At 57.3% G+C, this 16,858-nt stretch carries 2 protein-coding genes; both read right to left on the bottom strand.

Features of this window, described 5'->3' with window-relative positions:
• Window positions 1-39 precede the first annotated feature (39 nt).
• Window positions 40-1,521: a TolC family protein gene (locus ACX3P5_RS21630; protein WP_458969361.1), complete on the bottom strand. Its 1,482-nt coding sequence runs from the start codon at window positions 1,519-1,521 to the stop codon at window positions 40-42.
• A gap of 106 nt (window positions 1,522-1,627) precedes the next feature.
• Window positions 1,628-16,168 carry a BapA/Bap/LapF family large adhesin gene (locus ACX3P5_RS21625; protein ID WP_458969360.1) on the bottom strand — a complete coding sequence of 4,847 codons (14,541 nt, stop codon included), beginning with the start codon at window positions 16,166-16,168 and terminating at the stop codon, window positions 1,628-1,630.
• Window positions 16,169-16,858: the final 690 nt, after the last annotated feature.

Genomic DNA, 16,858 nt, shown 5'->3' with positions numbered 1-16,858 from the left:
TTTACCATAATAGTCTTCTCTTATTCTTAATAAGGCGTATTACGAGGTGATACGCAAACCCTGGACAAGCTGGTCATTAAAATTAAATGCCTCACGGGCCATTCCTGCCAGCACAACATAATTCACTGACGAAGCCCATAAATCGCAGCGCGCATTAATCAAATCCTGTTCGGCGCGGCTGATCTCCTGCTCGGCATTGAGTAAGTCGAGTACATTACGCGTACCCAGCGATAAATATTGCTCACGATACAACGAGCGCGTTTCCATAATGGTTTTCATTCTGCGCGTCAGCAGTGAAATATTGCGCTGCAAACCACTTACGCTCTGAAAATAATTACGCTGCTGATCGGTAATTTCGAGTTTTTTACTGGCAATCGCCGATCTTGCGGCCTCCAGCGCCCGGGCGCTGGCACTTTCCTGTGCCACTAATGCACCGCCCTGATAGAGCGTACTGTTTACAGAGATATAGACGTTCTGATACTGGCTATGACGCTGACTGTTCGCAATATCGCCCATATATTTATTGGTATTCGCTTCCAGCGACACCGTTGGATAACGCTGCGCTTTATAGTTGCGTAATTCAGCCTGCGCGACCGCCGCATCCGCCTGGGCAATAAGAATTGCTGGATTGCGATTCAGATCGATATGGTTACGCTGGCGTTCAATTAACGGTAACAGCGACATCGGAGCAGAGATGCGGGTTGAGCCAACCGGCTGACCCAGCAACGACTGCAGATGATACTTCTGCTGTTGCAGTTTAATTTCGATATCCTGCTGCTGCGCCAGGGCGGCTTCAACACGCGCCTGGGCCTGCACCGGATCAACCCGCGTGCTGGCACCCGCTTCGGCCCGCATCTGCGTCAGGGCCAGAATATCCCGCAGCGCTTTCACTTCTTTTTTAGCGTTATCAAGCAGCTGAGAGTATCGATACACTTCATTCAGTGCCAGTGCGGTCTGCTGAATGATGGTGTCAACCTGTGCCAGTACGGTCGCCTGCTGGCGCAGATACTTCGCGCTTGCCTGGTCAACCGCACTGCCTGTTTTACCGAAGTCGTACAGCATCTGAGAGAGACCAACGGTTGCTATCTGCCCGTTGCCTTCGTCATCCTGACGACCCGAGGTGATTCCCGCTTTTATTGCCGGAAGATAACCGGCACTGGCAGCGTTAATCGAAAATCCGGCAGATTCCAGCGTCGCGATGCTGCTGCCAATTGAGGGAGGATAATTTACCGCAAGGTGGATAGCCTGCTGCCAGTCAGCCGGTAATGATTTATTCCCGCTGCTCTGCACATTTTCACCCGGCTCCATCTCGACCTTAACGGGTTTAATTTGTAATTTGTCAGCCAGTGCGGTACTGCCCGCTGGCGTTTTTGTGGCTTCAGGCGTATCAGAAAAAGCGCCCCAAAAACCTGCCGGTGCTTCCTTTATTTCAGACTGAGCAAAAGGATTGGCATTCTTTTCGGCGGCAAATACCGAAGGCAGCGTTATTACACAGCAAAGGGTAATAAGTAATTTTTTCATGATGTTCTGAAGCTCTCTGGTGTGAATGAATCAAACGTTACTTAAAAAATTGATAAATAGCAGGCTGAAATATATTCAGCCTGCTATGACTATCATTTACTTTTTATTAACCAATATTTACATCATCTTCAACATAGAGTTGCACGACAGAACCATCGACGGTGGCACTGGTATACTGGTGATAATTCACACCATTAACCAATATATCGCCTGCCTGTTCCCAACTCCCATTCAGCGTGACGGTATCACCGTCAGCCCCTCTGACATAAAGCGTATTATTGTCATCGGTGACTTTCAGTAAACTTTCCGCACTGATTACGAGTTTGTCGTTTTCACTATCTTTCAGCAGATCGATGGTTTCAATATTATCGACTTTCGAAGAAATATCGCTGAGGTTCAACGGTGCGCTGCCATGCCAGGCCAGCGTATCGTTACCTTCCGCACCATTAATTGAGGTGAAGCTGGTATCGTAAACCTCAAATATGTCTCCGCCTTTGGTGCCGGTGAAGAGGATCTCTCCGCCTGCACTGCCATCAACATCAATGCCCAGATTAAAACTCAGGGAAGCACTGGTGCCATCTGACAGGCTGTAGGTAAAGGTATCAGTGACACCACTTTGCGCATGATCTGCATCCGCAACATAGTTGTAATGTCCTTCACCGTCGATAACCAAAGTGCCGTAGGCGCCTTTGAAACTCACCGCGTCGTCAGCAATGGTCATCACTTCACCATTCTGGCTGACCGACACTACCGAAGGATCCGCCGCATCATCAGAAACCGATCCGGTGATACCATCAGCGACTTCGTTAAAGGTCAGCCCCTGCTGCACATAGAGCTTGATTGGCGTGCCATCAAGCGCCGTGCTGGTATAAAGGGTGTAGGCGATGTTATTGAGCGTTTCAACGCCATTAACCTGCCAGACCCCCTGCAGTGAGAGTGAGTCTTCACTGCCGCCACGCACATACAGCACATTGTTGGCGTCGGTGATCTCTTTGATATCATCTGCATTCAGCAGCAGTACCGTGGCTACCGCGTTGCTCTGCAAATCAAGGATTTCGATGTTACTTACCTTGTCTGCAATCTCGCTTAACTGCAGCTCACCTGAACCGCTCCAGACCAGCGTATCCTGACCCGATTTACCATCCACCGAGGTGAAGTGGGTATCGTGAATCGTGAAGCTGTCATTGCCTACTGTGCCGGCAAAAATCAGCGCTCCGCCTTCAGAACCGTCCACCGATACGCCCAGCGTCATCACCAGGTTTTTAACCGTCCCGTCAGCCAGCACATAGGTAAATGTGTCTTCACTGCCGGAGAGTTTAATCACCGAGTCACTGTTCAGCTGATAGGTGTAACTGCCGTCAGTGTGAATCGTCAGCGTACCGTATGCCCCGGCGATAGTGGTACCCGCCGCTGCGATCAACGTGTAGCTGGCCGCGCCGGAGACGATACCGGCAGCGATCGATTTCACCAGAACCGAGCTATCACTGGCGCTGTCACTGGTAAAGACAGATCCCGTTACGCTTGAGTTGGTGGCCACTTTGTAATCGGTGGTGCTGACGATATTCGCCGCCACCCGCACGGTCAGTACATCGTAGTTGGTTGACCATAACAGTCCTGAATAACCGGACTGTGTGCTGTCCACCACCAGACGGTAAGTGCCCGCCGGCTGCCCTTCCAGCGAAACGTCGAGCGCATTGCTGGCCGTTATCGCCTGGGTACCGGTGGTCACATCGTCCCAGCGTAAGGTCTGGCTGTTGTAGACCTGCAGTGACCAGTTCACCGACACGCTGTTACCGGCATGAATCGCCGATCCGGCTACGCTGATGCTGATATCCTGAAGGTCACTGATGCTGTTGACCGTAAAGCTCTCACTGGTAAAGCTGCTGGTGGCGGTATTCATCGTCGTGGTCTGATCGATGCTATCGCTCAGCAGAGAAACCTCACCGGTTACGTCAGCCGCATTATGTTCAGCCGGCAGAACAGTGCTGCTCTGCTTGATATCACTATCCACATAGAGATTAACGGTCTGGCCGTCATCCGTGGTACTGACGTAGTGAACATAATCGATGTTATTAAAGACTTCGTGACCGGCCAGCGTCCAGCTGCCTGACAGGGTCAGGTTGTCGGTGGCAAAGCCCTTAACAAACAGCGTGTTATTAACATCGGTGATATCCGCCACGTTCTGCGCAGTTACCACCAGATTGTTCACACTGCTGTCATTAACAAAGTCAATCTCTTCGATATTGCTGATCTTACTGGCCATATCACTCAGCGTGATGGTGCCTCTGCCGCTCCAGACCAGCGTATCCAGACCTTCACCGCCATCAATGCTGTCAAAGCCCGTGGTGTTGAGATTGAAAGTGTCATCGCTGTCGGTACCGGCCACCTCTGCCGACGCAACCACGTCATACTCGGTGCCGTTCTCGCTGTTCTGATAAACCGTTGAGGAAAGGGTCAGCCCTTTCTGCACGTATATATCAACCGCCGAACCGTCAGTCGCAGTGCTGGTGTAGTGGGTATAGTAAACACTGTCCACCACCACCGTCCCGCTGTTCACCCAGGTGCCTTCCAGCGTGACGTGATCACCGGCAACCCCTTTGATGTACAGCGCGTTGGCATCGTTAGTCACGTCTGCGACGCTTTGCGCATCCACCACCAGATTGTCGCTTCCGGTTACGGAGGTCAGCTTGATGGATTCGATATCATTGACCTTACTGGCGATGCTGCTCAGTACCAGTTGGCCATTACCGCTCCATGCCAGCGTATCGCTGCCTTCGCCGCCGTCCACAGAGGCGAAATCGGTATCGAAGATAGCGAAAACATCATCCGCTTCAGTGCCGTGGAACACCAGCGCACCGCCGTTGCTGCCATCCACTTCCACACCCAGATGGATAGTAACCGTTGCAGTGACGACTTCACCGTTAGCGCCTTTGAGGGCATAGGTAAAGACATCTTCAGAACCGGCTGGCAACGTCGTGGTACCCGGCGTATAGGTGTAAGCGCCGTTGTTGTAAACCATCAGGGTGCCGTACTGACCGGTAATGGTGACGCCGCTCTCAGTCACGTAGGTATAGCTGTCATCAATCGCCTGATCGCTGCTGCTGTCACCGGCTTTCGCATAGATTCGGGTGTAAATTGAGCTCAGTTTATCTGCGCTGCCATCCGTACCTTCATCCGTAAGAATGTTGCCTGTCGCGACATCCTTGGTGGTGATCACATACTCGGTCGTGCTGACTGTCTGAACAGCCATGTTGAGTTTCAACACGTTATCTGCACCGGTGGTACTGATTGCCACACGGTACGTGCCTTCGCCTAATCCACTGAGCAGATCGGACATCGCCACATTCTGAATAACTTCTTCATTATGTTCACCGGCAGCGACTACCGCATTCTGGGTTTTGACCGTGGTCCAGCTACCATCTTCGTTCTGCATCTGAACGTCGTAAGTGATGTTCAGATCGGTTGAGAAGCGGTTGCCCAGTAATCCCCATTCGGTAGTCAGCGTCAGCGATCCGGTTACCAGATCGTCAGCGCCGGTTTTGGTGAACGTAGAAGTATAATTCTCCGCCCCGCCTGCGGTCAGTTTAACGTCGGTGTTGCTGGCGCTGGAGGTTTCATACGTCACCGTGACGCTGGCATTCGCTTCGTTATTCGAGGCGATATCCGTTACCGCATTGGCGTCCGGATTGGTGGCATCCCAGCTGAGCTTCAGCGCATCGTTGGTGGTACCAATCTGCACATGCAACTCTGCTGACGAGGTTTTACCGGTTGCCGAATCGGTCAGGGTATAGGTAAAGGAGTCTACTTTACCGATGCTGTCCATCGACGAGGCTGGCGTGTATTCATAGCTACCATCCGCGTTGATCACCAGCGTACCGTACTGGCCCGTCAGGGTAGTCTTAGGCGAAGCCTCGCTCAGGTCAGCAGTGGATACTGATCCATCACTGTTGGTGACGCTCACCGACGTGACTGAGGTATAGGCGCTGTGCGGAATACCATCAGAACCATAGGCGCTGTCGACGTCAGTCATGACGTTACCAATTGCCGTGGTGTAGTCGGTTGGCGTGCCCTGATCGGCCAGGGTGTAAACCGTCTTCGCCGCTGAAAGATCAATGCCAACACCAAGATTGATCCCCGCCGTGGAGTAAACCAGCTGATAGGTACCCGCGGTGAGTCCGGTCAGGCTAATCGTCGACGTCGTCGCGCCCAGACCAAACATACCGAACAGGTTACTGCTGTCATCCTCGGATACCGTATACCACTCGCCAGTAGAAGAATCGTACTTCTGCAGCAATAACGTCGCGTTGCTCGCTACGTTCAGGAATGCCGATGAAGTCGCGGTAACATCAAGGGTAATGATGGTACCGTCGGCGACAACAATAGGATCGCTCGTGATGGTATTTCCAAACGAAATCAATCCACCATCGCTCAGTACGGTTCCCAGATCCTGGGTGACATCGACCGGATAATCGAAGCCTACCGCAGCCCCTGAACTGATGTTATCTGATGCCGTCAGTTCAATAGCCTGAACCTCAAGAGCCAGTGTTGCCGACGGTTCACTGCTGTTGCCAGCCGCATCGGTGACAACAAAAGTCAGTTCATGGCTTCCGTCATACAGTCCCTCTTCCGCGGTGAACTGCCAGCTTCCGTCATCTGCAACGGTGGTTTCACCCACAACCTGCCCTTTGTCGTAGATCGTGACGGTGGCACCGGCTTCGAGATCGCTGCCGCTGAAGGTCAGCTGATTATCGCTCTGCGTGTTCGCCGGGCTGACAACATCGCCTGCTTCATCGGTGATCACCAGCGCGCTGACGTTGACACCTTCAGGCGCAACCGAGTCGACGATATAGTCCACCGGAGCGGATTCACCGCTGCTGTTGCCTGCGTCATCAACCGTCTCAAAGGTAAAGCTGTGCTCGCCGTCACTCAGCGCCGCTTCCGGCGTGAAGGACCAGTTTCCACTTTCATCAACCACGGCTTCACCCAGCACGGTGCCATTATCGCGAACGATAACGGTTGATCCCGCTTCAAGACCTGCGGCGCTGAAGGTTGGTGTGGTATCCGCAATCTCGCTGCCTGCGACCAGTACGTTACCTGCATCGTCGGTCAGGGTGATCGTTGCGGGATCAACCAGATCCGGAGCGACGGTGTCAATGACCACGTTTATCGTATCGCTGCCTGAATTACCCTGATGATCTTCAATGGTTACAGTCAGCGCATGATCGCCTTCGCTCAATGCTGCTTCTGGGGTATAGCTCCAGCTACCATCTTCGCCCACTTCGACGGTTGCCAGCACGGTCTCGCCGTCGGCGATCGTTACGGTAGAGCCTGGTAACTGATCTTTGCCGCTAAAGGTTGGCGTGCTGTCGTTGATGATTTCGCCATCGGTGATGATATTGCCTTCATCATTGCTCACCACCACGCCGGTGTTGATGCCCTTATTCACCGAAATCGCCAGATCCAGCGCATCGGAAATTCCGCTGCTGTTGCCTGCCTGATCCGTGACTTCAAAGGTGAAGCTGTGGTCGCCATCGTCAAGAGTTTCTGACGGTGTAAAGCTCCAGCTTCCGTCTTCACTTACGGTGGTTTCACCCAATACCGTGTCACCATCGCGAACAATGACGGTTGCCCCTGCTTCAAGGCCTTCGCCGCTGAAGGTTGGCGTATTATCCGCGGTAGCACCGGTCGGGATTACGGCTTCGCCATTATCATCGACAAGGTTGATGCCTGCGATATCAACGCCTTCTGGCGGTGTGGTATCGACAACAACGTTAAAGCTACCCTGATTGGTCACGCCCTGCGGATCGGTCACAGTCACGTTAATCGTGTGTTCACCTTCGCTCAGCGGTGACTCTGGGGTATAGCTCCAGCTGCCATCTGCACCAACGTCTACGGTTGTCAGTTCGGTCTCGCCATCAGCGATCACAATCGTTGATCCCGGCTCAAAGCCTTTGCCGCTGATTGTCGGATCGTTGTCATTGACCGTATCGCCGTTCTGGATAACGTTACCGTTATCATCAGTGATCTCAACAACCGGTACGTCAGGCGTATCAACAATGACACTCACTTCGTCGCTGACCGCGTTGCCGTCTGCGTCAGTGCCGTCAACCACGATAGCGTGCTCGCCGTCTGCCAGCGGCGCGTCCGGCGTGAAGGTCCACTTGCCGTCGTCGTCCGCCGTCACTTCACCGATTACCGTTTCACCGTCGGTGATGGTCACGGTTGAGCCCGGCTGCATGCCTTCGCCACCGAAGGTGGGGGTATTGTCATCAGTGGTGCTGCCGTCTGCGATCGGATTACCCGCGTCGTCGGTCATCACCGGTGTGGTGGTGCCTTCGTCTGCGCCGGTGTCGGAACCTGCATCACCTTCTGCATCAACAATAATGCTGACTTCGTCGCTGACCGCGTTGCCGTCTGCGCCGGTGCCATCAACCACAATGGCGTGCTCGCCGTCTGCCAGCGGCGCGTCCGGCGTGAAGGTCCACTTACCGTCGTCGTCCGCCGTCACTTCACCGATTACCGTTTCACCGTCGGTGATGGTCACGGTTGAGCCAGGCTGCATGCCTTCGCCACCGAAGGTCGGGGTGCTGTCGTTTGTGGTGGTGCCGTCGGCGATCGGATTGCCCGCGTCGTCGGTCATCACCGGTGTGGTGGTGCCTTCGTCTGCGCCGGTGTCGGAACCTGCATTACCTTCTGCATCAACAATAATGCTGACTTCGTCGCTGACCGCGTTGCCGTCTGCGTCAGTGCCGTCAACCACGATGGCGTGCTCGCCGTCTGCCAGCGGCGCGTCCGGCGTGAAGGTCCACTTGCCGTCGTCGTCCGCCGTCACTTCACCGATTACCGTTTCACCGTCGGTGATGGTCACGGTTGAGCCAGGCTGCATGCCTTCGCCACCGAAGGTCGGCGTGCTGTCGCTTGTGGTGCTGCCGTCCGCGATTGGGTTGCCCGCGTCGTCGGTCATCACCGGTGCGGTGGTGCCTTCGTCTGCGCCGGTGTCGGAACCGGTGTCTGAACCTGCGCCGCCTTCTGAGCCGGTATCGGAGCCGTCCGCATCAACAATGATGCTGACTTCATCGCTGACCGCGTTGCCGTCTGCGCCGGTGCCGTCAACCACGATGGCGTGCTCGCCGTCCGCCAGAGGTGCGTCCGGCGTGAAGCTCCACTTGCCGTCGTCGTCCGCCGTCACTTCACCGATTACCGTTTCACCGTCGGTGATGGTCACGGTTGAGCCAGGCTGCATGCCTTCGCCACCGAAGGTCGGCGTGCTGTCGTTTGTGGTGCTGCCGTCCGCGATCGGATTACCCGCATCGTCGGTCATCACCGGTGCGGTGGTGCCTTCGTCTGCGCCGGTGTCGGAACCTGCGTCACCTTCAGAACCGGTATCTGATCCTGCGCCGCCTTCTGCATCAACAATAATGCTGACTTCGTCGCTGACCGCGTTGCCGTCTGCGTCAGTGCCGTCAACCACGATGGCGTGCTCGCCGTCTGCCAGCGCTTCGTCCGGCGTAAAGGTCCACTTGCCGTCGTCGTCTGCGGTCACTTCACCGATCACCGTGTCGCCATCCGTGATGGTCACGGTTGAGCCCGGCTGCATGCCGTCACCGCCGATTGTCGGGGTGCTGTCGTTAGTGGTGCTGCCGTCCGCGATCGGGTTGCCCGCGTCGTCGGTCATCACCGGTGTGGTGGTGCCTTCGTCTGCGCCGGTGTCGGAACCGTCATCTGAACCTGCGCCACCTTCTGAGCCGGTATCGGAGCCGTCCGCATCAACAATAATGCTGACTTCATCGCTGACCGCGTTGCCGTCTGCGCCGGTGCCGTCAACCACGATGGCGTGCTCGCCGTCCGCCAGCGCTTCGTCCGGCGTGAAGCTCCACTTGCCGTCGTCGTCCGCCGTCACTTCACCGATTACCGTTTCACCGTCGGTGATGGTCACGGTTGAGCCAGGCTGCATGCCTTCGCCACCGAAGGTCGGCGTGCTGTCGTTAGTGGTGGTGCCGTCCGCGATCGGATTGCCCGCGTCATCGGTCATCACCGGTGCGGTGGTGCCTTCGTCTGCGCCGGTGTCGGAACCTGCGCCGCCTTCTGAGCCGGTATCGGAGCCGTCCACATCAACGATGATGCTCACGTCGCCGCTGACCGCATTGCCGTCTGCGCCGGTGCCGTCAACCACGATGGCGTGCTCGCCGTCTGCCAGCGCTTCGTCCGGCGTGAAGCTCCACTTGCCGTCGTCGTCTGCGGTCACTTCACCGATTACCGTTTCACCGTCGGTGATGGTCACGGTTGAGCCCGGCTGCATGCCGTCACCGCCGATTGTCGGGGTGCTGTCGTTAGTGGTGCTGCCGTCCGCGATCGGATTGCCCGCGTCGTCGGTCATCACCGGTGCGGTGGTGCCTTCGTCTGCGCCGGTGTCTGAACCGTCATCTGAACCTGCGCCGCCTTCTGAGCCGGTATCGGAGCCGTCCGCATCAACGATGATGCTCACGTCGCCGCTGACCGCGTTGCCGTCTGCGCCGGTACCGTCAACCACAATGGCGTGCTCGCCGTCTGCCAGCGCTTCGTCCGGCGTGAAGCTCCACTTGCCGTCGTCGTCTGCGGTCACTTCACCGATTACCGTTTCACCGTCGGTGATGGTCACGGTTGAGCCCGGCTGCATGCCGTCACCGCCGAAGGTCGGGGTGCTGTCGTTTGTGGTGCTGCCGTCCGCGATCGGGTTGCCCGCGTCGTCGGTCATTACCGGTGCGGTGGTGCCTTCGTCTGCGCCGGTGTCGGAACCTGCGTCACCTTCAGAACCGGTATCTGATCCTGCGCCGCCTTCTGCATCAACAATAATGCTGACTTCGTCGCTGACCGCGTTGCCGTCTGCGTCAGTGCCGTCAACCACAATGGCGTGCTCGCCGTCTGCCAGCGCTTCGTCCGGCGTGAAGGTCCACTTGCCGTCGTCGTCCGCCGTCACTTCACCGATTACCGTTTCACCGTCGGTGATGGTCACGGTTGAGCCAGGCTGCATGCCTTCGCCACCGAAGGTCGGCGTGCTGTCGTTAGTGGTGGTGCCGTCCGCGATCGGATTGCCCGCGTCATCGGTCATCACCGGTGCGGTGGTGCCTTCGTCTGCGCCGGTGTCGGAACCTGCGCCGCCTTCAGAACCGGTGTCGGAACCTGCGCCACCTTCTGAGCCGGTATCGGAACCGTCGTCTGAACCTGTGCCGCCTTCTGAGCCGGTGTCGGAACCGTCATCTGAACCTGCGCCGCCTTCTGAGCCGGTGTCGGAACCGTCGTCTGAACCTGTGCCGCCTTCTGAGCCGGTGTCGGAACCGTCCGCATCAACAATGATGCTGACTTCATCGCTGACCGCGTTGCCGTCTGCGCCGGTGCCGTCAACCACGATGGCGTGCTCGCCGTCCGCCAGCGCTTCGCCCGGCGTGAAGCTCCACTTGCCGTCGTCGTCTGCGGTCACTTCACCGATTACCGTTTCACCGTCGGTGATGGTCACGGTTGAGCCCGGCTGCATGCCGTCACCGCCGAAGGTCGGGGTGCTGTCGTTTGTGGTGCTGCCGTCCGCGATCGGATTGCCCGCGTCGTCGGTCATTACCGGTGCGGTGGTGCCTTCGTCTGCGCCGGTGTCGGAACCGGTGTCACCTTCAGAACCGGTGTCGGAACCATCGTCTGAACCTGTGCCGCCTTCTGAGCCGGTATCAGATCCATCCGCATCAACGATGATGCTGACGTCGCCGCTGACCGCGTTGCCGTCTGCGCCGGTACCGTCAACCACGATGGCGTGCTCGCCGTCTGCCAGAGGCGCGTCCGGCGTGAAGGTCCACTTGCCGTCGTCGTCTGCGGTCACTTCACCGATCACCGTGTCGCCATCAGTGATGACCACGGTTGAGCCCGGCTGCATGCCGTCGCCGCCGATAGTCGGGGTGCTGTCGTTAGTGGTGCTGCCGTCGGCGATCGGGTTGCCCGCGTCGTCGGTCATCACCGGTGCGGTGGTGTCTTCGTCTGCGCCGGTGTCGGAACCTGTGCCGCCCTCAGAACCTGTATCTGAGCCGTCATCTGATCCTGCGCCACCTTCAGAACCGGTGTCTGAACCGTCGTCTGAACCTGCGCCGCCCTCAGAACCTGTATCTGAGCCGTCATCTGAACCTGCGCCACCTTCAGAGCCGGTATCGGAACCGTCGTCTGAACCTGTGCCGCCTTCTGAGCCGGTATCAGAACCGTCCGCATCAACGATGATGCTGACGTCGCCGCTGACCGCGTTGCCGTCTGCGCCGGTACCGTCAACCACGATGGCGTGCTCGCCGTCCGCCAGAGGTGCGTCCGGCGTGAAGCTCCACTTGCCCTCGTCGTCTGCGGTCACTTCACCGATTACCGTTTCACCGTCGGTGATGGTCACGGTTGAACCCGGCTGCATGCCGTCGCCGCCGATAGTCGGGGTGCTGTCGTTAGTGGTGCTGCCGTCGGCGATCGGGTTGCCCGCGTCGTCGGTCATCACCGGTGCGGTGGTGCCTTCGTCTGCGCCAGTGTCGGAACCGGTGTCACCTTCAGAACCGGTATCGGAACCGTCATCTGATCCTGCGCCGCCTTCAGAACCGGTGTCGGAACCGTCGTCTGAACCTGCGCCGCCTTCTGAGCCGGTGTCGGAACCGTCATCTGATCCTGCGCCGCCTTCTGAGCCGGTGTCGGAACCGTCATCTGATCCTGTGCCGCCTTCTGAGCCGGTGTCGGAACCGTCGTCTGAACCTGTGCCGCCTTCTGAGCCGGTGTCAGATCCGTCCGCATCAACGATAATGCTGACGTCGCCGCTGACCGCGTTGCCGTCTGCGCCGGTGCCGTCAACCACGATGGCGTGCTCGCCGTCCGCCAGAGGTGCGTCCGGCGTGAAGCTCCACTTACCGTCGTCGTCCGCCGTCACTTCACCGATTACCGTGTCGCCATCAGTGATGACCACGGTTGAACCCGGCTGCATGCCGTCGCCGCCGATTGTCGGGGTGCTGTCGTTAGTGGTGCCGCCGTCCGCGATCGGATTGCCCGCGTCGTCGGTCATTACCGGTGCGGTGGTGCCTCCGTCTGCGCCGGTATCTGAACCGTCTTCGGAACCTGCGTCACCTCCAGAACCGGTATCGGAACCGTCATCTGATCCTGCGCCACCTTCTGAGCCGGTGTCGGAACCGTCGTCTGAACCTGCGCCACCTTCTGAGCCGGTATCGGAACCGTCGTCTGAACCTGTGCCGCCTTCAGAACCGGTGTCGGAACCGTCATCTGAACCTGCGCCGCCTTCTGAGCCGGTGTCGGAACCGTCATCTGATCCTGTGCCGCCTTCAGAGCCGGTGTCGGAACCGTCATCTGATCCTGTGCCGCCTTCTGAGCCGGTGTCGGAACCGTCGTCTGAACCTGTGCCGCCTTCTGAGCCGGTGTCTGATCCGTCCGCATCAACGATGATGCTGACGTCGCCGCTGACCGCGTTGCCGTCTGCGCCGGTGCCGTCAACCACGATGGCGTGCTCGCCGTCCGCCAGAGGCGCGTCCGGCGTAAAGCTCCACTTGCCGTCGTCGTCTGCGGTCACTTCACCGATTACCGTGTCGCCATCAGTGATGACCACGGTTGAGCCCGGCTGCATGCCGTCGCCGCCGATTGTCGGGGTATTGTCATTAGTGGTGCTGCCGTCGGCGATCGGGTTGCCCGCGTCGTCGGTCATCACCGGTGCGGTGGTGCCTTCGTCTGCGCCGGTGTCGGAACCGGTGTCACCTTCAGAACCGTCGTCTGATCCTGCGCCGCCTTCAGAGCCGGTATCTGAACCGTCGTCTGAACCTGCGCCGCCCTCAGAACCGGTATCTGAGCCGTCATCTGATCCTGCGCCACCTTCTGAACCGTCGTCTGAACCTGTGCCGCCTTCAGAACCGGTATCTGAGCCGTCATCTGATCCTGCGCCACCTTCTGAACCGTCGTCTGAACCTGTGCCGCCTTCAGAACCGGTATCAGATCCGTCCGCCTCAACGATAATGCTGACGTCGCCGCTGACCGCGTTGCCGTCTGCGCCGGTGCCGTCAACCACGATGGCGTGCTCTCCGTCTGCCAGAGGCGCGTCCGGCGTAAAGCTCCACTTGCCGTCGTCGTCTGCGGTCACTTCGCCGATCACCGTGTCGCCATCAGTGATGACCACGGTTGAGCCCGGCTGCATGCCGTCGCCGCCGATTGTCGGGGTGCTGTCGTTAGTGGTGCTGCCGTCCGCGATCGGATTGCCCGCGTCGTCGGTCATCACCGGTGCGGTGGTGCCTTCGTCTGCGCCGGTGTCGGAACCGTCATCTGATCCTGTGCCGCCTTCAGAGCCAGTGTCGGAACCGTCGTCTGAACCTGTGCCGCCTTCAGAACCTGTATCGGAACCGTCATCTGAACCTGCACCACCTTCTGAACCGGTGTCGGAACCATCGTCTGATCCTGCGCCACCTTCAGAACCGGTGTCGGAACCGTCATCTGAACCTGCGCCGCCCTCAGAACCGGTATCGGAACCGTCATCTGATCCTGTGCCGCCTTCAGAACCGGTGTCGGAACCATCGTCTGAACCTGTGCCGCCTTCAGAGCCGGTGTCTGAACCATCGTCTGAACCTGCGCCGCCTTCTGAGCCGGTGTCTGAACCGTCATCTGATCCTGCGCCGCCTTCTGAACCGGTGTCGGAACCGTCATCTGATCCTGCACCACCTTCAGAGCCGGTGTCGGAACCGTCCGCATCAACGATGATGCTGACGTCGCCGCTGACCGCGTTGCCGTCTGCGCCGGTGCCGTCAACCACGATGGCGTGCTCGCCGTCCGCCAGCGGCGCGTCAGGCGTGAAGGTCCACTTGCCGTCGTCGTCTGCGGTCACTTCGCCGATCACCGTGTCGCCATCTGTGATGACCACGGTTGAGCCCGGCTGCATGCCGTCACCGCCGATTGTCGGGGTGCTGTCGTTAGTGGTGCTGCCGTCGGCGATCGGGTTGCCCGCGTCGTCGGTCATTACCGGTGCGGTGGTGCCTTCGTCTGCGCCGGTGTCGGAACCGGTGTCACCTTCAGAATCGGTGTCGGAACCGTCATCTGATCCTGCGTCACCTTCAGAACCGGTGTCGGAACCGTCATCTGATCCTGCGCCACCTTCTGAGCCGGTATCTGAACCGTCGTCTGAACCTGTGCCACCTTCTGAACCGGTATCTGAGCCGTCGTCTGATCCTGCACCACCTTCAGAGCCGGTATCTGAACCGTCGTCTGAACCTGTGCCGCCTTCAGACCCGGTATCAGATCCATCCGCATCAACGATGATGCTGACGTCGCCGCTGACCGCGTTGCCGTCTGCGCCGGTGCCGTCAACCACGATGGCGTGCTCGCCGTCTGCCAGAGGCGCGTCCGGCGTGAAGGTCCACTTGCCGTCGTCGTCTGCGGTCACTTCGCCGATCACCGTGTCGCCATCAGTAATGACCACGGTTGAGCCCGGCTGCATGCCGTCGCCGCCGATTGTCGGGGTATTGTCATTAGTGGTGCTGCCGTCGGCGATCGGATTGCCCGCGTCGTCGGTCATCACCGGTGCGGTGGTGCCTTCGTCTGCGCCGGTGTCGGAACCGGTGTCACCTTCGGAACCGTCGTCTGAACCTGCGCCACCTTCTGAACCGGTGTCTGAACCATTGTCAGAACCAGCGCTACCTTCAGAACCGGTATCGGAACCGTTGTCGGATCCTGCGCCGCCTTCAGAACCGGTGTCGGAACCATTGTCAGAACCTGCGCTACCTTCAGAACCGGTATCTGAACCGTTGTCTGAACCTGCGCCGCCTTCAGAACCGGTGTCGGAACCGTCATCTGATCCTGCGCTACCTTCAGAACCGGTATCTGAACCGTTGTCTGATCCGGCAACGCCTTCTGAGCCAGCCTCTGTTGCGTCTGCGTCAACAATAATGCTGACGCCGTCGCTGACCGCATTGCCGTCTGCGTCGGTACCGTCAACCACGATGGCGTGCTCGCCATCGGCCAGCGCTTCCCCTGGCGTAAAGGTCCACTTACCGTTCTCATCCGCCGTCACTTCACCGATCACTTTTTCGCCATCGCTGATGATCACGGTAGAGCCAGGCGCCATGCCTTCACCGCCGATAGTTGGCGTGTTGTCAGTGGTAGGCGCGCCGTTGCTGATTGGGTTACCCGCGCTGTCAGTCACCACGGGTAAAGAGGCAACCGGATTGCTGGTTTGATTGTCATCGGTCACAACCCCGGTTTCGGCACCGGTGCTGTTATCGGGATTGGCCGCTGATTGTGAGGAAGAAGAACGGTGATGCGAACTGCCTGAGCCAGAGGAAAAGGCAATACCGGCTATCGCAGCAGCACCCGCGAGCGCGCCGCCAGCGATCAGCCAGTTATCAACAACCGGGGTTTCGACGGTATTGGCAGTCAGCGTAAACATCCCGCCCGCTACGTCATATTCATAGGCATAAACGACGCCGTCCGGACCTGAAGCAAACATGACCGGCGGTTCTGTCTGGCTCACGTTCTCGACAATAATGTCGTAATGTTCGCCTGTGACGTCGTCCTGAAGTTCAAAATGAAGTTCATCATTGACCTTAGTGGCCTTGATCTTCTTTGGTGGCTTTCCGTCACTGCTGTGAACTTCATAGGACGCAGCCTGCTGAGGCACGTTAAGTACAAGGGGATGATGAGAATTTAAGGCATTTTTTGTGATGACATCGCCTTTGATGTCTTTGATTATTAATTGCAAGCTCATTGTTCACCAATTAAATTTGTTAGGTTCCGGCTAATAGGCGGAACAAGCTGTGTTACACCTTAAAAAGATATTAAAAAGTTTAATTAACCCTCAAGCATATAGCGCCACCTGAACTCAGGCTTATGCATACTACTTACCAGATTTATCGGAGCCAGCAATTCAGCTCGCGCCTTCCAAATAAAGTTAAAAGAAGAATTGAAGTCATACAGTTTATTGACACTGAACCCTTCCGATAAGCCGGGAAATTCAGTTGAAGCATGGGTTATCGGAAGTTATTGAGAACTTTATTACAAACCCCGCTTAAAGGGAAGGTTAATAGCCGTGTCAGCAAATCCGCCGTGGCTTTACAAAAAACCAAGAAAAACAACACACGAAAAGATAAAAAAAACTCACCATACGAAAGCCACACGTTAAGACAAAACCAATGAAAACAGACGCATAATAAAACATCCATATGTGAAAACGATCTGAAATCTGGTTATCAAATTCAACATAATCCGGAACTGGTTAACTATAAAAAGCCGAAGGGTTAGCGTTATTAAAACATACATAGTCATATGACAACAATTAAATGACCACTTAGTCTCGCAGCTCACACCTTAA

This window comes from Pantoea sp. S-LA4 (assembly GCF_054482835.1).
This window is presented reverse-complemented; position numbering and strand designations above follow the sequence as displayed.